This is a genomic window from Yoonia sp. R2-816, assembly GCF_046762905.1.
Classification (GTDB): Bacteria; Pseudomonadota; Alphaproteobacteria; order Rhodobacterales; family Rhodobacteraceae; genus Yoonia.
This window is the reverse complement of record NZ_JBKQXN010000239.1, coordinates 1-23900: the sequence shown is the minus strand read 5'-3', so window position 1 is coordinate 23900 and position 23900 is coordinate 1. Positions and strand designations below refer to the sequence as shown.

General features: G+C 55.7%; 14 protein-coding genes and 2 pseudogenes. 7 read left to right on the top strand and 9 right to left on the bottom strand.

The features are described 5' to 3' along the window. Positions 1–3 precede the first annotated feature (3 nt). Genes ACFWW2_RS16245 through ACFWW2_RS16230 form a run of 4 tightly spaced genes read right to left on the bottom strand, consistent with a single transcriptional unit; the run spans position 4 to position 6285 of the window. Positions 4–1896 (bottom strand): hydantoinase B/oxoprolinase family protein, encoded by a 1893-nt coding sequence (locus ACFWW2_RS16245; RefSeq protein WP_393929621.1) that lies wholly within the window; start codon positions 1894–1896, stop codon positions 4–6. Positions 1897–1910: 14 nt separating this feature from the next. Then, positions 1911–4112: a hydantoinase/oxoprolinase family protein gene (locus ACFWW2_RS16240; RefSeq protein ID WP_393929619.1), complete on the bottom strand. Its 2202-nt coding sequence runs from the start codon at positions 4110–4112 to the stop codon at positions 1911–1913. 55 nt (positions 4113–4167) lie between these two features. Continuing rightward, positions 4168–5052 carry a hypothetical protein gene (locus ACFWW2_RS16235; RefSeq protein ID WP_393929617.1) on the bottom strand — a complete coding sequence of 295 codons (885 nt, stop codon included), beginning with the start codon at positions 5050–5052 and terminating at the stop codon, positions 4168–4170. 21 nt (positions 5053–5073) lie between these two features. Further along, entirely contained in the window at positions 5074–6285 is a 1212-nt protein-coding gene (locus tag ACFWW2_RS16230) for a CaiB/BaiF CoA transferase family protein (RefSeq protein ID WP_393929615.1), read from the bottom strand. 85 nt (positions 6286–6370) lie between these two features. Between ACFWW2_RS16230 and ACFWW2_RS16225 the strand changes: the two genes are divergently transcribed. Then, positions 6371–7276 (top strand): hydroxymethylglutaryl-CoA lyase, encoded by a 906-nt coding sequence (locus ACFWW2_RS16225; RefSeq protein ID WP_393929613.1) that lies wholly within the window; start codon positions 6371–6373, stop codon positions 7274–7276. Between the two features lie 99 nt (positions 7277–7375). Then, on the top strand, positions 7376–8065 hold the full coding sequence (locus ACFWW2_RS16220; protein WP_393929611.1) for a GntR family transcriptional regulator: 690 nt from the start codon (positions 7376–7378) through the stop codon (positions 8063–8065). Positions 8066–8071: 6 nt separating this feature from the next. On the opposite strand, the pseudogene ACFWW2_RS16215 reads toward ACFWW2_RS16220, so the two are convergent. Beyond that, positions 8072–8305 (bottom strand): annotated as a pseudogene (locus ACFWW2_RS16215) (TRAP transporter large permease subunit); the annotation flags it as partial. Between the two features lie 134 nt (positions 8306–8439). Here ACFWW2_RS16215 and ACFWW2_RS16210 point away from each other — a divergent pair. After that, positions 8440–8613, top strand: a pseudogene (locus tag ACFWW2_RS16210) (transposase); the annotation flags it as partial. Positions 8614–8721: 108 nt separating this feature from the next. Here ACFWW2_RS16210 and ACFWW2_RS16205 read toward each other — a convergent pair. Beyond that, entirely contained in the window at positions 8722–11610 is a 2889-nt protein-coding gene (locus tag ACFWW2_RS16205; RefSeq protein ID WP_393929609.1) for a Tn3 family transposase, read from the bottom strand. Between the two features lie 163 nt (positions 11611–11773). Between ACFWW2_RS16205 and ACFWW2_RS16200 the strand changes: the two genes are divergently transcribed. Beyond that, positions 11774–12349, top strand: coding sequence for a recombinase family protein (locus ACFWW2_RS16200; protein WP_393929607.1), 576 nt, complete (start codon positions 11774–11776; stop codon positions 12347–12349). 92 nt (positions 12350–12441) lie between these two features. Here the strand turns inward: ACFWW2_RS16200 and ACFWW2_RS16195 are convergent, their stop codons facing one another. The 3 genes from ACFWW2_RS16195 to ACFWW2_RS16185 form a co-directional block, all read right to left on the bottom strand. Further along, positions 12442–13482 (bottom strand): Hint domain-containing protein, encoded by a 1041-nt coding sequence (locus ACFWW2_RS16195; protein ID WP_393929605.1) that lies wholly within the window; start codon positions 13480–13482, stop codon positions 12442–12444. Between the two features lie 73 nt (positions 13483–13555). Then, a complete protein-coding gene (locus ACFWW2_RS16190) occupies positions 13556–14104 on the bottom strand; it encodes a cold-shock protein (RefSeq protein WP_393929603.1) in 549 nt (182 codons plus the stop codon). Between the two features lie 82 nt (positions 14105–14186). Beyond that, on the bottom strand, positions 14187–20219 hold the full coding sequence (locus ACFWW2_RS16185; RefSeq protein ID WP_393929601.1) for a beta strand repeat-containing protein: 6033 nt from the start codon (positions 20217–20219) through the stop codon (positions 14187–14189). 585 nt (positions 20220–20804) lie between these two features. Here ACFWW2_RS16185 and ACFWW2_RS16180 point away from each other — a divergent pair. From ACFWW2_RS16180 to ACFWW2_RS16170, 3 genes are all read left to right on the top strand, one after another. Beyond that, positions 20805–21893, top strand: a complete 1089-nt coding sequence (locus ACFWW2_RS16180) for a TIGR03032 family protein (protein ID WP_393929599.1) — start codon at positions 20805–20807, stop codon at positions 21891–21893. Positions 21894–22583: 690 nt separating this feature from the next. After that, the gene (locus ACFWW2_RS16175) at positions 22584–23246 is read left to right on the top strand and encodes an SRPBCC family protein (protein WP_393929597.1); all 663 of its coding nucleotides are present in this window, start codon (positions 22584–22586) and stop codon (positions 23244–23246) included. Continuing rightward, a complete protein-coding gene (locus ACFWW2_RS16170) occupies positions 23246–23578 on the top strand; it encodes an ArsR/SmtB family transcription factor (protein WP_393929595.1) in 333 nt (110 codons plus the stop codon). The genes ACFWW2_RS16175 and ACFWW2_RS16170 overlap by 1 nt, the downstream gene beginning before the upstream one ends. Positions 23579–23900: the final 322 nt, after the last annotated feature.

The window sequence follows — 23900 nt, the reverse complement described above, 5'->3', positions numbered from 1 at the left end:
GGTTTACTCCGCCGCCTGTGCGTAACCGCCACGGAACACCGGCGCTGATGGTGCCTCAAAGCCAGTTTCTTTCAGGCAACGCTTTTTCAGTTCCTCGATGGAACTGAACCCGCGGTTGAACAACTCGGGCTCGCCCTGTTTCGCGGCCACGTCCTTGCGGAGCTTGTCGGTCGCCTTAGCATCAACGACCCCAGATTTCACCACCACGCCATAGCGTTTCGCGCCGTCCACTGTGACCAAACCGCGTTTGACATCTGCCAGCACAACTTCTGGGTCACGCTCAAGCGGATTCCCCCAGCCGCCGCCGCCCCAAGTGTTGAAATACAGGATATCGCCGCGGTTCACCTCAACCCGGTCGCATTTTGAGGGAATGTTTTCCTCGGTTCCGTCCGCACGCACCAGCCGCTTGGTCGACCGCAGACCCGGCTCACCACCGTTGACGCCCCAAGGGTAGGTCAGCCAGCGGTCGTCGTGGATCGACACCTCGCCTTTTTCCAGCGTTTCATAGGCGATGGTGATTCCGTTTCCGCCGCGATGCTTGCCTGCGCCACCAGAATCCGGGATCGTCGCATATTCACGGATACGCAGCGGGAAATACGCCTCAAGGAATTCATTGGGCACATTGGTAAAGGCAGGCCACATCGAATGCCCGTCGGGTCCGTCGCCCGCAGGCCGACCAGGCACTCCGCCAAAGCCGATCTGGAACAGCTGATACCATTCGTCATCACCATCAAAGCCCGAATACATAAAGTGCGGACTGTCCGAGAATCCAGCTGCATTGAGCGCATCAGGCGCCCCTTGCCCCAGCAAACCTCCCATCAGGTCAAAGATGCGGCCAAGCATGTGCGTCCTGCAAGACAGCGCCGCAGGCTTTTTGGGCTTCAGGATGCTGCCTTCGGGAATATACACCTCGACCAGATCATAGAACCCGTCATTGAACAGGATCTGAGGATCAAACAGGTTGATGGTGAACGCCCCGAAGAACATCTTGAACATTTCTTCGTTCAACAAAAAGTTGATCGAACTGAACGATTGTGGGTCTGAACCGGTAAAGTCAAAATAGGCAATCTCGCCCTCACGGTGCAGGTGGCAAGCAATCTTGTAGGGGCCGTTGCCCATGCCGTCATCGTCGATGTAATCTTCGAAATAGGCTTTCTTGCCGTCCACGGCTTCGGGGATGATCATCTGAATGATAGCACCCATCGCCACCTTGTTGCGGTCCAGCATGTCCCACATCGCGCTGATGTAAGTGTCCGCGCCGAACCGGTCGATATTTTCGCGCACGCGGCGCTCTGCCAATCGCAAACCGGCGATGATGGCGAAAAAGTCTGATTTGTTCCATTCAGGCATACGCGTGTTGTGCAACAGAATGTTCAGCACCTCATCCGCAACCTGTCCCTTGCGATAGATCTTGGTCGGCGGCACAATGATGCCTTCTTCATAGATCATCTTGGCGTCTGTCGGGAGTGAGCCGGGAACTTTGCCACCCACATCGGTCATATGGCCGAACATCGCCGCCCAACTGACCAGTTTGCCTTCGTGAAAGATCGGCATCATCAACAGCCAGTCATTCAGGTGACTGACCGCACCATTACAGCTGTAAGGGTCATTGGTCATGAAGATGTCGCCATCCTCGATCGTCCCCTCGTACCCTTCGATAAAGCCGTAAAGGAATGAGCCAAACTGACCGACGACCATCTTGCCTTCCTGGTTGGCGATCATCGGAAAGGCGTCGTGTTGTTCGCGGATACCCGGGCTCATCGCGGTGCGGAACAAGACGGCGTCCATTTCGTTACGCGCGTTACGCAAGGCGTTTTCGACAATGTCCAGCGTGATCGGATCTACCTCAACACGCGCGAACGGGGTTGTGTTTTCTTCAATAATTGTTGCAGGCATTTGTCGGCCCTTCCTTAGCGTGCGTTCTGATGATCGGCGGGCCAGATCAGGATATTGCCCACATCGTCGATGGTGCCCACATGATCCGGCAGGATGACGGACGTGCTGTCCATCTCTGTTACCACGGCTGGTCCGGGGACTTTGTTGCCCGACTTCAGCTTGCTGCGGTCATAGATATAACCTTCGCGCCAGACCCCATCGGCATAAATGCGCGTCGGCTGCACCTTCGCGGCAGAGGCATTTGCACCCACGCGCCCGCCTTCGGTGTTGATAAAGTTCTTCTCGGCACCCTGCACCACGGCCCGCAGACCGACCAATTCGTGATCGGCATCCAGTGCGAAAGTGAACAGTTTTTCGTGTTCGCTGTCGAACCGGCTGGCCACCCCAGCAAGGCCGTCACGGTCGAAACCTTCGGGCGAGATATCCACCGTCAGCTTCATCCCCTGTCCTTTGTAGCGGATATCGACCTGATAAAAGACATCCTGCTCATCACTGCCAACACCTTCGTTGGTCAGATCTTCGGCGGCCTGATCCTGCAAATCGCGCAGCATCTTGCCGATCTCGACGTCGCTGGTGCCGGCGACAGGTGTGACATAGGTCTGGCTTGCTTCGTTGCGCAGGCGGGTGGTTGCGTCGCCATAGGCACACAGAACCCCCGGACCCGGCGGGATGATGGCCGGCCACGAATTGATCAGCCGTGCCAGTGAGTTCGCGTGCAGCGGCCCCGCACCGCCGAAACCAATCAGCGCAAAGTCGCGCGGGTCATAGCCCTGTTCGACAGACACAAGACGGAGCGCGCCGCACATGTTTTCATTAACAATGCTAATGATGCCCTCGGCAGCATCTTCTGTTGATATGCCTAAGGAGCCCGCGATTTTCTCGACCGATTTCACGGCCAGATCGCGACTGATGTCCATATCCCCGCCCAGCTTGGCGTCAGAGGGTAGATAACCCAGCACCACATTGGCGTCGGTTACTGTCGGCTCTTCGCCGCCCTTTTGATAGGCCGCAGGGCCAGGGGTCGCACCCGCCGATTGCGGACCGACACGCAGCGCCTTGGTCAGTTCCGGCACATAGGCGATTGATCCGCCACCGGCACCCACGGTGCGCACGTCAATCGAGGGCGCCCGCACGGTCACATCACCCACACGGGTTTCGCGCCGCGTCCGCGCCACACCGTTCTGAATCAGCGCCACGTCAGTGGACGTGCCGCCCATATCAAAGGTCAGCAGGTTTTCGAACTTGGCCTGCTTGGCGATCCAAAGCGCGCCCGACACACCACCCGCAGGGCCGGACATGAGCAGGTTCACCGGCTGGTCCATCGCCGATTGCGCTGAACTTAGACCGCCGTCGGACCGCAAAATTTGCAACAGCACATCGTCGCCCATCCGCCGACGCAATTCGCCTTGCAGATTGTCGACATATTTTGACACCACGGGGCGTACGTAGGAATTGACCACCGTAGTTTCGGTGCGTTCGTATTCATACATTTCCGGCATGATGGATGCAGAGGTCGACACCGGAATATGCGGTGCGATGTCCTGGGCAATTTCGGCGATGCGGCGTTCACACGCGTCATTGGCGTAGCTATTGAACAGCGCGATGGTCAGCGCCTCAATGCCCGAGGTCAGCAGCGTTTTCAGCTCCTTGCGGATCTGCGCCTCATCCAGCGACACAAGGACGTTGCCTTGCGCATCCATGCGCTCGTCGGCCTCGATCGTCATCTCAAGCGGCGCCAATGGCAGTGTCTTGTTCCAGATCACCCAGCCGCCCAAACCACCGGGCACAAAGGACCGCGCGATTTGCAGCGTGTCCTTGTAACCCTTTGTGGTCACCAGCCCGACCAACGCACCAGAGTTGGTCAGGACGGTATTGGTAGCCACTGTCGTGCCGTGCATCACCTCTGTGATGTCGGTCGGATCGATACCAGCATTCGTGCAGATTTTTTCGATACCATTCAGCACACCGATTGAACTGTCCGCCGGGGTCGAGGGCACCTTGGCGGTGATGGTGCGCCCGTTCTTTTCATCCAGCAACAACAAGTCGGTAAATGTGCCGCCCACATCAACACCAAGCCGTAGGCCAGTGCCTGCACCTCCAGCCGCACGGCGGGCCGGGACAGACGCGATGCCACCAGTTTCCATTCGACGCAAGCGCGCCTCGAACGCGGCAAGCCGCTCTTCGTATTTTTTTATCATGTCATCCGTGGCGTTCATGTCTTAGATCCCGTTTTCATGTTCACTCCCTTGCCCCTTGAGGGGGCCATTTGATTTAACGTCCGGTCAGCCATCCCCAAAAGCCGCGCGGCCTTGGCTGTGGGACATCCGACACCATCGCGACGGCGCGTTCAGATATGCCCAAAGCGCGATCCATCGCGCCCTGTTGGCGTTTGATTGTTTCGTCGCGACCCACCAATTCCTGTTCAAGCCGTACCCCTGCCGCCATCGCCCTTTCCAGCGTCTGGTTTGTCTGCGATGTCATGGCACGGCCATCTTCGGCCTGGTCCATCGCACCGTCCAGCAAAGTCAGGGCCTGATCCGTCGCGCTACTTAGAACCTCTGTCTGATTTTCGTCCACTGCCTTGGCGGCCTCGCTCAGGTCCAGCGCGCGCGTCAGCAGGCGTTCGAATTCTACCGATTGCCCAAGACTGACCTCAAGCCTGTCACCGGTTTGATCCAGAAGCGTCAGCGCCGCCTCTGAAACACGGCTCAGCCTTTCCTGACCGGCAGCGTCACCTTCCAAATTCGTCATGGCACGGTCCAGCAGCGCCTTCATCCGATCCTCGCGTGCTGCCATATCATGCAGCATCGCTCGCGACTGGTCGATCGCGGCGGCCTGCCGTGTCGCCAGATCAGACAGGGCAGCAACCTGCGCGTCACTAGCTGACAGGCTTGTCCGAAGCTCCTCGATCTCGTCAAATAGCAGATCAATCAGGTCAGGCCCTGCAACGCGGGCCGCCTGGTGTTCAATTTCCTTGCCCACCCGTTCTGGGTTTATCCCGGACAGATCGATGCGCAAGTTGCCTTCATTATCCCGCCGTGCGCGAACCAGACCTGCTGCAACCGCTTCTCGCAGGCGAAATACGCTGACACCGAGAATGTCAGCGGCTGCGCCAACCCTGAGGAAATCCCGTTCCTTTGTGTCAGAAAATTTCACCACAGCGTTCCGTTCACCTCTTTAGATAATACCGGCTTTTTGCAGCTCTTGCCGCCGCACCGCCGGAATCTCCAGTATTTCGCCATAAACCTCGTCGTTGTGTTGGCCCAATTCCGGCCCAACATGGCGGACAGCACCGGGGGTGTCCGAGAGGCGCGGCGCTACGTTCTGCATCTTGATCGTACCAAAATCGGGATGTTCAACATCCACGATAGCCTCTCGTGCTTTGAAATGAGGGTCTTTCAGCATGTCCTCGGCCTTGTAGATCAGGCCGCTAGGGACGCCATGTTCGTTCATCAGGGCCTCGAGCTCTTCCAAACGCACGGTTTTGGTCCAATCGTTGATCAAATCGTCAAGCTGCTCCTGATATTTGCCGCGCGCCGCGTGAGTGGCATAGCGTTCGTCTTCCGCCAGTTCGGGCTGTTTCATCGCCTCGGCGAGACGTTTGAAAACCGTGTCTTGATTGGCCGCGATCAACAGCAGCTTGTCGTCGGAAGTTTCAAAGACGTTGGACGGCGAAACATTGGGCAGAATAGCACCCGTTCGTTCGCGCACATAACCCGCAACATCATATTCAGTCACCAGACTTTCCATCATATTCAGCACGGATTCGTAAATAGCACTGTCAACGACCTGGCCCCGCCCTGTACGCGCGCGCGCATGAACAGCCATCATTGCGCCCATGCAGGCATGCAATGCGGCCAGTTCATCTCCGATGGAAATGCCCATACGGCTGGGCTGGGTTGCAGGGTCGCCCACGACATAACGCAATCCGCCCATCGCCTCGCCAATCGACCCATAGCCGGCACGTTTTGAATAAGGGCCTGTCTGACCAAAACCCGTCACACGCACCATCACCAGCTTTGGATTGATCTTTGACAGCTCTTCATAGCCAAGGTTCCAACGCTCCATCGTGCCGGGGCGAAAATTTTCGATCAAGATGTCCGTGTTTTTCACCAGATCGCGCACGATCTGTTGCCCTTCGGGCGTCCGCAGGTTCAGCGTGATGGATTTTTTGTTGCGCGCAACCACCGGCCACCACAGCGACTTACCATGGGGCTTTTCGCGCCCCCACTGCCGCATGGGATCACCGACACCGGGTTGTTCGCATTTGATAACCTCGGCCCCGAAATCAGCCAGCATTTGCCCGCAGAAGGGACCGGCTAACAGCTGACCCATTTCCACCACACGCAAATCCGTCAACGGCCCTTGGCGATCCTTCACTCTTCCCACTTGCTTCTCCCTATCAAAAGTTCTTCGTGACATCATTACCGAGGTTTCATATTCTGTATACGAAAAATTTGAAAATGAGGAATAAATGTCAGATTATATCGAAATCATCGACGTTTCCCCCCGAGATGGGATACAAAATGAGCGGAAAATTCTCAAAACAGATATAAAGCTGTTACTGATTAATCGCTCGCTGGATGCCGGTATCAGGCGGTTGGAGGTCACCAGTTTCGTCAATCCCAAACGGGTGCCGCAGATGGTCGACGCAGAAGCGGTCGCCGCAGGCCTGTCCGATCAGGCAGATGCACGCTACATCGGGCTGACCCTGAACCGGCGCGGATTTGATCGGGCCGTCGCCGCCAGATTACACGAAGCGAGTTTTGTCGTCGTCGCATCAGACACGTTCAATCGGCGCAATCAGGGTGTGGCAACCAAAGACAGCATCGCAGCCTTCGCCGACGTGCGGGCAACCGCCCCCGACACGATCGACGTGGGCGTCACAATCGGGGCGGCGTTCGGCTGCCCCTTTGAGGGCGAAGTGCCCCTGCCCCGCTTGATGCATGTGGTCGAGGCTTGCATGGCCGCAAACCCGTTTGAGCTCGCACTAGCAGACACCATTGGCGTTGCCACACCACGCGATATTGCCGAACGCGTTGGTGCCATTAGGGCCGCGTTTCCCAACGTCGCCCTGCGCCTGCACCTGCACAACACCCGCAATACCGGAATAGCCAATGCCTGGGCGGGGCTGGAAGCAGGCGCACGCAGCCTTGACGCCAGCTTTGGCGGTGTCGGCGGATGCCCCTTTGCACCCCGCGCCACCGGCAACATCGCGATCGAGGATCTGGTCTATATGCTGGACCGGGCAGGCGTGAAAACCAATATATCGCTGGAAAAAGCTATCAACACGGCCACATGGCTTGAAAAACAGCTTGAAAAAGAGGTGCCCGGCATGGTCATGAAGGCTGGCGGTTTCCCGACACCAGTGTCGGCCTAGGCTGGCGGCGGGCAATTTCATACCGGAAAACCAAGACGCACAATTACAATGCTTTTTTATCAATGATCAAAACCAACGCCTAAGAAATTGGATATCGCCATGAACGACCATGCGGAAAAACCAGCGGCGGCAGATGTAGCCTATGAAACCATTCGCGGCCAAATTCTTGGTGGCGTGCTACAGCAAGGCCAGCGCCTGACCGAAGAGGGGCTGGCAAGTGAATTGGGCCTTAGCCGGACACCGGTGCGCGACGCAATCCAACGTTTGACCCACGAAGGTTTTGTGGAACGCGGCAAAGGTTACAACACACGGGTCGCGCTGTTTCCAGAAGAGGAACTAGAGCAGATATTCGAAATTCGCCGACGTCTGGAAAGCTATGCCGCAGGGCGTGCCGCCAAACTTGCGACGCTCGAACAAATCGAACGGCTGCAAGACCTTTCTGATCGTATGATGCAGCATACCCCGCCACAAACGCCTGATGATTACCGTATCATTTCCTCGGCGAACGAAGATTTCCACAGGACGATCTATGAAGCTGCTTGCTCGCCGCGCCTGATAGCGGTGATTTCCGTTGCTGTCGATGTTGGCGTCGTTGCGCGGACCTACCATCTATACGATGAGGCTGATCTGCTGCGCAGTGCGCGACACCACAAGGAAATCACTGATGCGATTGCCGCCAGATCGCCGGAATGGGCATCGGACGTGATGTCGTCGCATGTGCTGGCCGCCGCCGCCGCTGCAACGCGGATCAAACGGACCACGGATGCGCTGACCGTCAATATGGTCTAGGTTGGGTTACAGTGATGGCAACCACAGCGCTAGTTGCGGAAATCCGATCAGCAACGCGACAAGCAGTAGCGAACAACCGATGAACGGAAAGGCCGAGGTGTAAATCTCGCGCATGGTCGGTCCTTTTGGCGCGACCCCCTTCATCACAAAAAGCAGCAATCCAAAGGGCGGCGTTGTAAAGCTAATGTCAAGCGACAGCAGCATGATCAGTCCAAACCAAATTGGATCGAACTCCAGCGATATTTGGGCCTGACGGTAAAGGCGCTTTGGAACGTGCTTGCTACATGAGGGCATCACGCCCCAAGGCGCACCACCAAGTGGCCGACTTTTGCTCCGCCCCAATGGCGATAATTTACGCCGCCGTTGACAGTTCAACCGTTGAGCACCCATTTGGCACGATCAAGGCCTGGATGGGGGCGACGCACTTCCGGATGCGCACGCTCAAGAACGTCCGAACCGAGATGGCATTCCATGTCCTCGCCTATAACATCAATCGGATGATCGCCCTGATCGGGGTACGTGGGCTTCTGAGCGCCATTCCGGCCTGATGGGCGGCGCTCAGCTCAAATCGTATCGCAGCAAACGCCATTGAAGCGCAGAATCAACCCTGGGGTCGATTCCGGTAAGGGGCAGGATTGTATCATAAGGGGGCGCGGTTAGCGTTTTGACCACCGATATTCGCCTGTGAGCAGGATGTGCGCCCAACCGAGCGGCGAGATGTGGGGCAGGAGGTCAGCGGGGCAGTCTAGCCCTTCCTGTTGTCGCTGAAGGACGGCCTTCCCAAGCTGATCGGTGTTCCAGTAGATGATGATGGCGGCCAGCAGGTTCAGCCCAGCCATGCGATAGTGTCGCCCCTCGGCGGTGCGGTCTCTGATTTCGCCTTGACGACCTATGCGCAGTGCGTTCTTCAGGGCATGATGCGCTTCAGTTTTGTTTAAACCAATTTGTGCGCGCCGCTGCATGTCGGCATCAAGTAACCAGTCGATGATGAACAACGTGCGCTCGATCCGGCCGATTTCACGGAGCGCAACGGCCAAATCATGTTGACGCGGATAGGACGCGAACTTTCGCAGCAACTGGCTGGGTGGCATGATGCCCGCAGCCATGGTTGCGGCGCTGCGCAGGATATCAGGCCAGTTCGTGGTTATTGTATCTGTGCGTATCTTGCCGCCAATGAGTCCTTTCAACGCAATCGGCGCATTGCTGGGATCAAATACATGCAGCCGCTTTGAAGGCAGATCGCGGATCCGTGGCACAAACCGATATCCCAATAGAGAGGTCATGCCAAAGACATGATCGGTGAACCCGCCCGTGTCGGCATATTGTTCGCGGACCCGCTTGCCTGTCTCATTCATCAGCAACCCATCGAGTATGTACGGCGCTTCATTCACGGTCGCAGGGATCGTCTGCGTGGCAAATGGACCAAACTGGTCAGAGACATGCGTGTATGCTTTCAGACCTGGCGCAGTCCCGTATTTGGCATTGATGAGGTTCATGGCCTCACCTTGCCTGGCTGACGGGAAGAATTGCCCATCGCTCGACGCTGTTTGGCCAAGACCCCAAAACTGCGCCATCGGCAGCTCGGATTGTGCAATAATGACGGCGTGCAGCGCACGATTAATCGCATCGCTTTCAACATGCCAACGCGAGAGGCGCGACAGCGCAAAGTAGTCGTGCGTGTTGGTAGCATCAGCCATTTTGCTGAGGCCCAGATTGAGGCCTTCCGCCAGCAGAACATTCAAAAGCCCAATCTCGTCATGACAGGGCGCTCCTGTCCGCAAGTTTGTAAACGCATCCGTGAAGCCCACCGCCGCATTAACGTCTAACAGAATGTCCGTGATGCGGGCATCTGGTAGACGTTGGTAGAGATCAGAGACCACTTCTTCTGCTTCGGTCGGTACAGCCGATGTCAGACGGTCTACCTTCAGCTCGCCGTTTTCGATAGTGCCGCCTGGGATTGCACCTTTTCGCGCGGCTGCTGCTAGTCGATGCAGTCCATCTGCCATAAGTATTTGACGATCCTCCAGCCACTGCTCCGGCTCAAACGGCACTTTCAGTTCTGGCGTGGTGCGCACAGCCGCAAGCGGGACCAAGGTCTGTTTGAGGTCTGCATATCTTCGGGAATCTGCCAGCCAGATGTCGCCAGATCGAAACGCATCCCGCACGTGGAACATGACTGCAACCTCCCAAAGGCGATGATAGTCCTCGTCATCGGGTCTTAGGTGACGCTGCCATTTCGAGTTCCTGCGCACGAAGGCCGTTGGTTGATCAGCCGATGGTGTCCCGTTCCGCACGACATCTATGGCCTCCATCAGCGGGGCAGCGACCGCTGCAGCTCGGATATCAAGTGCGCGCAGCATACGCGGCGCATAGCGCCGGAACCGATGGAAGCCTTGGACAACGTGTTCGAGCGGATCTCTAGCCATAGTTTTGGTTAACTGAGCCGCATTCTGCACAAAGCCCTCAAGATCGGACCATCCGCATGCGCTTTCTACAGCATCATCGAGCGGCACTCGATCTTCACGCGCTTCCAACAATGCACCACCCAGTTCCGAGAAGGCCTTCAGCGTTTGATGCAAGGATGTTTTCGCATCCGCGACACGGGCATCACATATGCGCTTTGCATCCCGCCAGGTTTTGCCAACGATCCGGTCATGGGTCTCAATGATGGCGTCGGCAATGGCAGCACGCCATTCACTGGCGCAGACCGCCAGAATGGCCAATCGCCTGTCGCTGGAAATGTCTCGCAAGCCATCTGCAAAATAGCGCTCGCCTTGACGGCGCAGCCGCGCCGCGCGGTGCGGTGGGACATCCGCCAGTATATCGGGAGGCAATGAGATACCTTCCAGATATTCAAGACGATCCTGCAATTTGTTCATGTCGGCGGAGTTGTTGCCAACCTCGAACTGACGCAACCAAACAAACCGACTGAGCCGTTCATCGACAAAAGACGTGAGCAGTGCATCAAGCTGTTCCCCGACCGGCGATCCCAATCGGCCTGCGATCAGTGTCTCAATCCTGCGTTCACCTGCAACCAAGGCTTCCGCGCATAGGCGCTCAATGACCGTTGGTCCTGGCAAGATCGTCATGGTTTCGCGGCATTTCTGGATAAATCGATGCGCCAGGTCTTCGTTCGACCGTGCGATGATGGCTTCTTCGGCAAGCCATTCCTTGAGGATACTTGCTCCGCGGCCCGAGAAATTCTTGTAACCGTAGATACGGCGTAACTCGACCAGATGCCGTCGCCGGGTGACGTCAATTTCTGCATAGCGGATCAGGTCATCTGATTTGACACCGATCTGCGCTGCGATGAACTCCGACACCTGTCTGGGAATGACCTCTCCGGCCGTCAGCAAGCGACCTGGATAGCGGAAGGCGCAAAGCTGCAAAGCAAAACCAAGTTTGTTCTGCGCACCGCGCCGCGCGCGGATGTGTTCGATATCATCATCGGCCAGGGTGTAATGCTGCAGCAGGTCGGCTTGATCGGTTGGAAGATCAAACAACACAGCATGTTGGCGGTCGCTCAGAATACGCCGTCGGGGCATGGGCAATGTCCTGTTGTCAAGGAATATGTGTGTCCGAATGAGGGTCGATCAGCGGACGGTTTCGCGGGTCCAACAAATCACTCGGAAACCAGAACAAATCCCGTCTCGTATAGATGGTACGATATGATTTGCAATGAGGGTGCCTTAAACGTACAACGCTACCATGATAAACACGCTGATTGGCTATGCGCGGTGTTCCACCGACAAACAGGATCTAGCCGCCCAGACAACGGCACTCATCGGCCTTGGGGTGGCAGGGGATCGTATCTACGCGGATCACGGGTTAACCGGTACCAACCGCGCGCGACCCGGACTGGATCAGGCCATCGCCGCGGTGCGCGAGGGCGACACGTTTGTTGTCCCAAAGTTGGACCGGTTGGCGCGATCGGTTCCCGATGCCCGCGCTATCGCAGCTCAGCTCGAAGCCAAAGGGGTGAAACTGGCACTTGGGGCCTCGGTCTACGATCCGACCGACCCCATGGGCAAGATGTTCTTCAACATCCTTGCGACCTTTGCCGAGTTCGAGTCTGATCTGATCCGCATGCGCACCCGCGAAGGTATGAAAATCGCCCGGGCCAAGGGAAAGCTGCGAGGCAAGCAGCCGAAGCTCACTGAAAAACAGCAGAAGGAACTTTGCCGGATGCACGGCACCGGTGACTATTCTATCAGTGATTTGGCTGAGGTGTTCTCTGTGTCCAGGCCGACGATCTATCGAACATTAGCGCGCAACCAGTCTTGAACTCAAACTGGTGCTTTTCAGTCATGTTGGTCACGATCTGACCTGCCAAGTGCCATCGAAACGGCAAACTGTCAAATCGCATAGAGACTACTTCAACTCAGAATTGGCACTTTGTTCTTACAGTGTCGAGCAATCAGCTTCTTTTGATGTTTCCCCCGAGGGATGTAATGTGATGGTTTTGGCTCATATCCGTCCGATGCAACATCCGGAAAGATCGAAATTATCTCGTGCAGCGCTTCTTTGCTCAACGCGTTTAGTGCGCCCGGTCCAGTGAACAAACTCTCTGTGGGTGCACCCTCTGCGATGATAGTTTCGTGCTGGTCAAAGAGCAGGTGGTGGTATTCGACGGTCTCCAAGGTCTCATCAATGAAGATGCCTGGCAGATCAATTAGCTTAACTGCTGCCACGAGAACGTCGGGCTCCCCGAACATACGTGTTGCAATCCTGGAACTCACAAGCATTCGATGCTGTCGAGAAACGAGCAAATCACGCTTTGGAAGTCCCGCGCCAAGCGAACCTGCCATAATTCGAACGGGCTTGAGCTTTGGCTTGGATTTCAGTTCACCGTGATAGAAGCTTTGCCGTCCGATCCAGCGGATGGTTGCATGCTCACCATCTTTTAAAACAATCTTGTCACCAACACGAAGCGTTTCAATCGGACGTTCGCCTACGATGGTTTCAATCAACGTCCCACGCGCAAAACACGGTGTATCGGGAATGTTTGCTGGGTCCAGTCCGTCAGCGCCTTGGTCCTTGTTGCTAGTCGTGAAAGTCACCCCAACTTCTGGGATCTCAGACAAAGCAAATAGGCGCAGACCGTTGTCGAGTTCAATGCGCCAAACCTCGATCACTTGACCATTGGTACCTGTGTACGTCGCAGTCCATTCTACATAGCATGCGTCGACAGAAACAACTGCACCATTTGCGTCCGTAACTGTTGCTATCTGGTTGATGTCATTTGGTGTTTCGTTTGCGATCGTATCGCCATCGATGGTCGTGTCATCGTCATCAATGGAAACGTCTAGTAGCTGGGCAGGATCATCATTCGCCAAAACAAATGGATCGTTGCCGCCCCCAGGAACGTCACTAAATGATGAAACAGGGAGCGCTTTAAATTCCGCGATTACTGGCATCCAAACCTCAATTCAGCAAATTGTGGAGAGTGCGTGAGGTTACTTGGTATCGTCGCGCATTTGCCAAAGACCTTTACTGCACCCATTGCCCGCCTTGCTTGGTCGCGCCTTTGTCCTCACCTATCTGTGACCAAGTCCTCACCGCCAATACGACCGCACCCCGATGGCTTTCTTCAACGACGACGCAAACGGCTTCACCAGAACCTAAGCCACCCAAGCCCGCTTGGCCGAGTTGACGTTCATGGACGAAGCAGTCTTCTGGGTCGCCGAACCTGTTTACAAATCCAAAGCCTTTTTTCTCGTCATACCATTTCACCCGTGCTGGAACAAAATCCGAAGCGCCATGAGTGGCGCATGCGTTGTTCTCCGGTTCATCAGGCTTGACGATATTGATGAGTTCGGTGACCTGTAACCCCTGTGGGGTCTGCCTGACAAAAACATCAACCTGAGCATCTGCAACTATCGAGCTTTGACCGTTTCTTGTCAGAGTGTTTTGGTGAAGAAGGATGTCTTCTGCGATTTCAGGCGCTTCGACAAAACCATAGCCGCGAGATTGGCAAAACCATTTCACTCGCCCTTGCATACGGCGGACAAGTTCGCTGTTGGTTGGACGCATTTCCATTACTTATCTCCTAAAAAGTCACTCGTTTTTCGTTTAAGCCCTGCAGCGCCACTTGGGGGTGGCGCTGCAGGATCAGCGTCAGTTAGAACCGGCGTTCCAGCTTCAATTGGAGGGATGTCTGCGTGTTGTCTCCGATCTGTTCGACGGAAACTCCAGCATCAAAGCGACCCAAGTCATCATCCGAACGCGAAGACAGGTTGATGCCTGCACCCGCACCACAATCCTCTTGTGTTGTTTGCCCTGAGACGCGCTGGCAACTTAGCTTGGGCGTGACGGTAAGGGTTGTCGACGCAATGCCTTCGACTTCACCTGAGATCGCGATCTTGATTTCCGGCTCAAAGCTCAGCTTAAAGATCGAGACTTCACCACCATCCAGAGAGACTTGATCCACCAGGCCAAATGCTTCTGCATCAAAGTCGACCGTGCCGACATCGGAATAGCCGTAATCGACGGCCAGCTGCGGCCAGAACTCGAAACTCTGCTGCTCATAGACCCCAGTGACACTTGCCCCTGTTTGGAAGGTCAGGCCACTATATTCACCCTGAAGGCCCAAGGTATCGTTGGAGATGTCAAGATTGGCGACGCCGTAGCCGAGCGAGGCATATCCATCTGCAAAGACATCGTCTCTTAGTTCACTGACAAAGTAAGAGCCAAGTGAGAGTGAGTATCCGTCCGCTGCCCCGTCAAAGTCGCCAGAGATTTTCGAGCGAGAGATGTCACCCCCAACATAGTAAGCCAGTAACGTATCATCTGACGTCTCACGTTCCCACGCAACCCGACCAGTGACCAATGCCGATGTTGCACCATCATCGTCCCGGCTGAGGTTGAAGTTGCCAGAGATAACGCGCCAAACATCACCATTAGTGTTGCTCCGTTGACCTAAGAATGACCCGCGTGTCGAGAACTGATTTTCTCCGAATGAAAGATCGCCCGTGATATCAAGCGGTGTGTTACGACGACCGACGCCATCAGGGCACTCGACCTGCCCGGTTCTTTCGTCGGTGAAACATTGCTCCTCCCGCTGCCGCGCACCGATGAAGCGGGTCCGCGCGTCCTCAACCAACTGGCGGTTAGCAGCTATTCGGTTCTGCAAATCGCGGGTGGCGATGCCCAGAACGATGTCGGTCACTTCATCCTTGACCTGTTCGAATTCAAACTCCGGCGATCCTGATTGGACTGAGAAGGTCTGGGCTGCCTCGTTATCATTTCCTGCAGCATCTTGTGCCATACCTGCAGGAACGTCGAGTGTTACGACTTGCCCAACGACCGGCGTCACATCGACCGTGTATGTTGAACCGGATCCTTGAAAGTTCGACAGTGTCCCGCCAGCGATGATGATGTCTTCAATGGTGAAGCCAGTCACATCTTCCGTGAATTCGAAGGTGACCTGGAACGTTTCTGTAACACCTGCAGACGGCCCTGAGATCATCATGCTTGGTGCGACGATGTCGGCAGCAACCGCGGCACTTGAAGCAGCGGCACTCAAGTTCGCCGCAGCGTCAAGTGCAACGCCTTCGTCGATGGAGAGCGTCACAGGTCCATCAGACATTGGGGCGACGGTGAAGTTAAATGTGACGTTATCCGTCGTCGTCAGATCGGAGACGGTACCATTCTCTGTCAAGATTTCGGCGAGCGTGAGTTCATCAACAGGTTCACTGAAGGTAATGGACGCTGGGAATGGCCCCGTTTGAACTTCCGACGGCGTCATGAACGTGGCTGTCGGAACAATTGTATCCAAGGTGATCGTCTGTGGCACCGATGTAGCGGACGTGTTGCCTGCTGGATCAGTCACTGCAACCGCCACCTCATTATCGCCCTCCGAGAGGTCGCCGTCATCGAAGGTAAATGACCAATTGCCACCGTCATCGACCGAAGCTGTGCCAATGGAGATGCCGCCAACAAATACTTCTACTTCCGAACCTGGCTCGGCAGTTCCGTCGATTTCGGGGGTGCTATCATTTGTGAGACTATCACCCGCTTCACCGCTATCGCTGCCAACTGAGATCGCAACATCAGGCGTTGTCTGAGGCGTATCCTCATCGAGAGTGATCGTCAGCGCATCTGAGGATGGCGATGCATTGCCTGCTGTGTCTGTTGAGACTGCGGTGATAGCGTTGTCGCCTGTAGCGAGGTCTCCGTCGGCGAAAGTAAAGGACCAGTTGCCATCAGCGTCGGCGGTCGTGGCGCCGACTGAGGCACCAGCTACGAAGACCTCAACTTCGGCGTTCGCTTCAGCGACACCAACCACTTCGGCTTCAGCCACATTGGTCAGATTGTCATCGGTGCTACCAGAGTTGGTCGCATCGGTGAGTGCCAGACCCGATGGCGCGGCATTGGCCGTGTCGATGGTCACAGTGATGGGGGCAGAGCTTGGCGAGGTGTTGCCCGCCACATCTGTTGCCTGCGTAGTGATCGCGTTGTCGCCTTCCGCCAGATCGCCGTCTGCGAAGGGGAACTCCCATGCGCCGGTGGTTGGATCGGCTGTCACGCTGCTAACGGAAACGCCGTCAACAAAGACTTCAACTTCCGCACCTGGCTCAGCTGTTCCGGCGATCGAAGGTGTGGTGTCGTTGGTCAGCGTATCATCGTTGCCGCCGGAGTTTGCGGCGTCCGTCAGGTCGATTCCTGTGGGTGCAGCAGGCGCGCTGTCGTCGAGTGTGATTGTGAGTGGTGACGATGGGCTGGATGTCGTGCCTGCTGCATCCGTGGAAGTTGCGGTAACGGCATTGTCGCCATCTTCGAGATCACCATCGGCGAAGGTGAAGGACCAGTTACCATCAGCGTCTGCGATTGTGATGCCTACAGAAACACCACCGACAAAGACTTCAACCTCGGCATTGGCCTCTGTCATGCCAGTGACCTCGGCAGCCGCAACATTGGTGATCGTGTCAGCCGTGCTGCCGGAGTTTGTGGCATCGGTCAACGCGAGACCGGATGGCACCGACGGTGCTGACTCATCCAGTGTGATGGTCAAGGTATCGGAGGATGGTGAGACGTTACCAGCGGGATCGGTGGAGACGGCGGTGACAGCGTTGCCACCATCGGCCAGATCGCCATCGGCGAAGGTGAAAGACCAGTTGCCATCGCCGTCGGCGGTTGTCGTCCCGACAGAGACGCCAGCGACAAAGACCTCAACTTCAGCATTCGCTTCGGCAACGCCAACCACGTCGGCCGCGGCCACATTGGTCAGGTTATCGTCCGTGCTGCCGGAGTTTGTGGTATCGGTCAGCGCCAGACCTGATGGTGCCGCATTGGCCATGTCGATGGTCACGGTCAAAGGCGATGAACTTGGTGAAGTATTGCCAGCAGCATCCGTAGCCGTCGTCGTGACAGCATTGTTGCCTTCAGCCAGATCACCGTCTGCGAACAGGAACTCCCATGCGCCAGTCGTCGGATCAGCTGTCACTGTCCCAACGGAGACGCCGCCGACAAAGACTTCAACCTCTGAGCCAGGCTCTGAGGTGCCAGCAATAGACGGGGTCGCATCGCTCGTGATCGTGTCATCATTGCTCCCGGAGTTCGTCGCATTCGTCAGAACAATGCTCGACGGGGCGGATATGCCTGTGTCGATTGTAAGAGTCAGCGGCGCAGATGTGGGAGAGGTATTGCCCGCAGCATCTGTGGCTGTTGTCGTGACCGCGTTGTCGCCCTCGGCCAAATCGCCGTCAGCAAAGGGGAACTCCCACGCGCCAGTCGTTGGATCAGCAACAACCGTCCCGACAGATACACCACCTACGGAGATCTCAACAGTTGCGCCGGGCTCAGCGCTTCCTGCAATCGATGGTGTTGGGTTGCTTGTGGTTGTATCATCAGTGCTGCTGGAATTCGTCGCGTCGGTCAGGTCAATTCCTGACGGTGCTGCAGGGGTGCCTTCGTCGAGGCTAATCGTCAGCGTGTCGGATGACGGAGATGTATTGCCTGCTGTGTCAGTTGAGACGGCGGTGACAGCGTTGTTGCCAGTCGCCAGATCGCCGTCGGCGAAGGTGAAGGACCAGTTGCCATCGCCATCGGCTGTGGTTGTCCCGACAGAGACGCCAGCCACGAAGACCTCGACTTCGGAGTTTGCTTCTGCGACGCCAACCACTTCAGCCTCAGCCACATTGGTTAACGTGTCGTCAGTGCTGCCCGAGTTTGTCGCATCGGTCAGTGCCAGATCCGACGGTGCCGCATTCGCCGTGTCGATGGTCACGGTAATCGGCGCCGAGCTTGGCGAGGTGTTGCCCGCAACATCTGTCGCTTGCGTGGTGATTGCGTTGTCACCTTCCGCCAAGTCGCCGTCGGCGAATGGGAATTCCCAAGCGCCTGTCGTTGGATCGGCTGTCACTGTGCCAACGGAAACGCCACCCACGAAGACCTCAACTTCCGCACCTGGCTCCGCCGTACCTGCAATCGAAGGTGCGGTGTCGTTGGTGAGCGTGTCATCGTTACTACCGGAGTTTGTGGCATCCGTCAGATCGATCCCGGTGGGTGCAGCAGGCGCGCTGTCGTCGAGTGTGATTGTGAGTGGTGACGATGGGTTGGATGTCGTGCCTGCTGCATCCGTGGAAGTTGCGGTAACGGCGTTGTCGCCAGTTGCGAGATCACCATCTGCGAAGGTGAATGACCAGTTCCCGTCGCCATCGGCTGTTGTTGTTCCGACAGAGACGCCGGCCACGAAGACTTCAACTTCAGCGTTTGCTTCCGTTGTGCCCGTCATTTCAGCCGTGGCGATGTTGGTGATGTTGTCATCGGCGCTGCCGGAGTTTGTGGCATCGGTCAGAGCCAAGCCAGATGGCACCGACGGCGCTGTCTCATCAAGCGTGATCGTTAGGGTATCAGAGGCGGGAGAGACGTTCCCTGCCGGATCAGTTGAGATTGCAGTGACAGCGTTGCCGCCGGTTGCCAAATCGCCATCGGCGAAGGTGAAGGACCAGTTCCCGTCACCATCAGCCGTGGTTGTGCCAGCAGATACACCGGCAACAAAGACCTCAACTTCGGCGTTCGCTTCGGCGAGACCAACCACCTCGGCCTGCGAGACATTGGTCAGGTTGTCATCGGTGCTGCCGGAGTTCGTCGCATCGGTAAGTGCAAGCCCGGAAGGTGCGGTATTGGCTGTATCAACAGTCACGGTAAGCGGCGAGGAGGACGGAGAGGTATTGCCTGCCGCATCCGTCGCTGTCGTCGTGACTGCATTGTTACCTTCAGCCAGATCACCGTCTGCGAACAGGAACTCCCAAGCTCCGGTTGTTGGATCGGCGATCACTGTGCCAACGGAAACGCCACCAACAAAGACCTCGACTTCAGAACCAGGTTCAGCAGTACCCGCAACAGATGGCGTTGCGTCGCTCGTGATCGTATCGTCGTTGATCCCTGAGTTTGTCGCATCCGTCAGATCAATGCCCGTGGGAGCGGCTGGTGCGGTGCCATCGGGCGTCACTGCATTACTGGTGGTGGACGACGAACTGGACAATGGCACAACTGCGCCTGCTGGCGTGGTGTAATCAAAGACCGACGTGACCTCAAAAGTGTAAGCTTGGTCATTGGTCAAACCAGATATAACAACCGGGCTGCCGATATCAGCAGCATCCACTGTCACCTCAGTTCCATCTGGTTGGATCTTTACCAGGTATTCCGTTGGTGTGTTGCCTGTTGCAGGTGGTGTGATAGTCAACGCGGCATTACCGTTCCCGGCAACGGCAACGACGTTCGCGGGCGGTTGTGGCGCGTTGGGATTGTCGGCACCGCCCTGCACATCCATTTTGAAATCAACCGTTGTGCCATATGTATAGGTTCCACATAGGCTTGGGTTTGCGGCAAACTGCATGATGACGCGGCCAAAAGATGTGCCATTAAAAGCTGTGTTGGGCACAGCGACAGATGATCCAGAAAAGGTGAGCCCCGTACCATCGACGTTTGCATTCTGAACAAAGACACGTTCGCTGGCGTCATCAATGACACCGTCCTGGTTCAAGTCGAGCCAGGCGATTACATATTCGTTATAGACGGGGCCGTTTGTCACGACATCCACTTCAATGTCGAAGCTCTCGCCGGCGGCCACAGAGCTAAGTGATGTGTTGGACCCGTCAAAATAGTTTGTGTTGGGTGCGATATTGATGTCCACGCCGTCGATGCCCACGCGGGTTACCCACTCGATCGTGGCATTGGTGCTGGTCGAGACACACAAAGGCGAATCTGCATATGCGGAAGTTGGACTGCCCACTGAGAATGCAGCTGACGATAGTGCTGCGACAGAAACGCTGGTAAGGTGGCCGCGCGAAACACGGCGATTTGCATTGCACAATTTGGAGTTGTAGTTCGTCATTTCTGCCTCACTCGCTAAAAGGGTTCGGGTCGTCTACTCATGTGCCGAAAAGGGCATGATCTTTTGGATAGGACGCACCCTGATTGCAGAAAATGACTACAATTTGGCCGTGTGTATGAAGTGTTTGATTATTTTTTCATCTGTTTTTGGATGTCTAAGTGAGTAATTTTGTTAAAGTTATTCTAATGTATACGGTAACTATCCTTCGCAATGACGCGGTTTTGCCGGGATTCCGCCATAAGCCTTAACGAAACATTAACGTCAGGGATGCAACCAAGGGTGTCAGGTTTGCCGATAAGCTGATCAAAGTGATTGAGTCGATGCAGTCGGTGAGATCGTTAGAGCACGCGATTGGCAAAGACCCGTAAGAGTTTGACCGCCTTGGAGGGATGCGTACGAATGCAAAGAAATACTGCCAAGCAGGAAAGCTTGGGCGAGCATGTGGAAATCAGATTTTCCGCCGGGCTGGCAAACTGGCTCTCGGATCACAATTGCAGTCTAGCACTGACAACCTTCCGATCTGGCGAGCTCATTTTTGTCGGCCGTAACACCTCAGATCAGATCAGCTTCCAAAACCATCACATCGATCATTGCCAAGGCCTGTGGAGTGACGGGCAATCGCTCGTTGTGAGCAGCCTCCACACGTTGTGGTGGTTTGAGAACGGGCTGCAGCGCGATGCACAAACCGAAGATGGAACCGATCGCATGTTCATGCCGCGAGGGGTGCATGTTACGGGACAGATCGACATTCATGACATCGCTGTTGGTGACCTGACAACGCTGGGTGGCTCCAAGCAGATACCGATCTTCGTCAGCACAGCTTTCAACTGCTTGGCCACAACGAGCCAAAGAGCGAGTTTTAGACCACTCTGGCATCCGCCGTTCATCGATAGGGTTGTTGGCGAGGACAGATGCCACCTGAACGGTATGGCGATGCGGGGAGATGATCCCGCGTATGTTACATGCGTGTCGACCTCAAATGCTGCGGCCGGATGGCGCGAACACCGCACAGATGGTGGCGTTCTGATTGATACAAGATCCGGAGATGCGGTCCTGAGCAAGCTTTCCATGCCGCACTCCCCAAGGCTGTGGAAAGGCGAGGTTTGGCTGCTGGACTCTGGCAGGGGTCACCTGATCAGTGTAGATTTGAAAACTGGTGGCCGAACCATCGTGGCGTCCATTCCGGGCTATGCAAGGGGTCTATCAATCATAGATCGGTTTGCTGTGATTGGTGTTTCTCGTCCGAGGTCAAATAATGCTTTCTCTGGCCTGGAACTTGATGAGAACCTCAATAGCCAAGGTGTCGCACCAATATGCGGCGTCGTGGTTGTCGATACGCTATCGGGTATTATTGTAGAATGGCTAGAGTTCGCTCAGCCTCTCAATGAGGTATACGATGTTGTCGTCCTTTCCGATTGCAAACTACCTGAGTGCATAGCTTTGGACGCTGATCAAGCCAGGACAAGGATTACCATAGAAGGGGCTTGAGGTGATCTCTCTTTTGTAGCGCGTGGCCTTGGCCATAAGGCTGTGGTTACGACGAAACCTCGGCTAATGATACGATCCTGCCCCCTACCGGAACAGACCCCACCCTCTCCGGCGCATAGGGCGCCAAAATGACCCAGAATCCGCGTGCCTCCACAAAATCGACAGAAACATCCTCGTCGTCAAGAAACCAAGCCAGTTTCCACACAGCCTCAGCCCATTCCGGTCATGCCGTAATCTCGTTGCGCGCGCTCGCAGAACCGCATTCGCTGCAATGGCGTAAAAACCTACGCTTCCCCGCAGCGGAAAGAGCGGTCGTTGATGCTGGTCGCAGCAAATTCCAATCTGGCAATAACCGGGTCTTGGACAAAGCGGCCACTCAAAAGTGGAACCTAACAGACTCGGCCCACAGCCGACCTGCGGCAGCGCAGCGATAGGTGATGTTCTGGCATTCCGGGGGCTGCCGTTGACCACAACGGTTGGAATCCAAGCCAAACTGTTCAATATTTTACCATTTACGGGAACTGCCCCTGGATCGTGTGTCATTGCCTTTCCGATAGGGGCTGTACCAAGTTTTCTGACGAGGGCTCGTTCTGAGGCCATACTTCCCAACTTTCTGCAAGTCCGCGAATGTCGCATTCTGAGAAAACTCACGATGGATATTAGCCGAAAATCATATTAGCATGAACTTATATGATTCGACTGCGTGAGGATATTGAGATGGACTTCAGCAAGGCATTTGGTGCAACCGTTAGGGAGGTAGCCAGTGGTGAACGTGACGGACGCCCGACACATATTGTTCGTGCAAGTCGCAGCTACCAAACAACTCAAACTGACTTGTGGAGCGCCGTGACGGAGAAGGATCGCGTGCAACGTTGGTTTGGAGAGGTTTCGGGAGAATTCAGGCTTGGCGGGCGTTTCTCGATCCAAGGGAATGCAGACGGACGCATAACAATCTGTGAACCGCCCAAAGCGCTCGCTCTCACTTGGGAGTTTGGAGGCAACACGAGCTGGGTCAGTGCCAAACTCGAAAACACCCAAGACGGTGTACTTTTGACCATCGAACATGAGCTGCCAACAGATGAGACAAGCGAAGCACATTGGGACAATTACGGCCCCGGCGCGACAGGTGTGGGATGGGAATTGGGAATGCTGGGATTGACTGCGTATTTGGCAGGCGACGGTCAATCAACTCTTGCTGCCGGAGGTGCTTGGGCTGACGGAGCTAGCGGGAAGAATATGCTGTGCGAATGGGCAGAAGCTTGGGGCCTGGCTCACGTCAAGGCAGGCACAGACCACATAGTTGCAATGGAATCCGCAGACCGGACTGCCAAGTTCTATACTGGGGAATGTTGATGAACGCCTTTGATGTGCTAGCGGACCCTGTCCGTCGACGGACCCTGGAGCTTATTGCGCAAAGGGAACATGCTTCTGGTGAGATCGTCCAAGTGGTAGTGGCCGAGTTTGGCATTTCGCAATCCGCAGTGTCGCAGCACCTTCGCGTCTTGCGTGACACCGGATTTGCAAAGGTTCGAAAAGAAGGCGCAAAACGCTGCTACAAAATCGATCCTGCGGGCTTCAACGATGTTACGGTCTGGTTGGGTCAACTTCAGCAGTTTTGGAGTTCCAAAATGGAAGCTCTTGCAACTGAAGTGGAGCGCGGAAAACGATCCTTCAAAGACGGGTAACAGCCAAATCGAAGATATGCTGTACGGCTTTCGAGTGTCTGGTTCAACAAAAGCGCAATTGCGATCAAGCGCTGTGCCCCAGATTGTCGGATAAGTGTGCCATAACAATTGCCTTTGCCGCTCATAGACACCTTGCAGCCATTCTGGCGCAGGATTTTCTGGTAGTCATGGGAACAATATTGTGAATTAGTCTCGATGTGATCTGACACCGCCCCCTTCTCAGCAAGCTGAAATGGGGACGGCACATCTCTTGATGGAGATGATGGTTGTCCGTTTTGATGGAGGTGCAAACCAAACCATCAAAGGAAACCACAATGTTGAA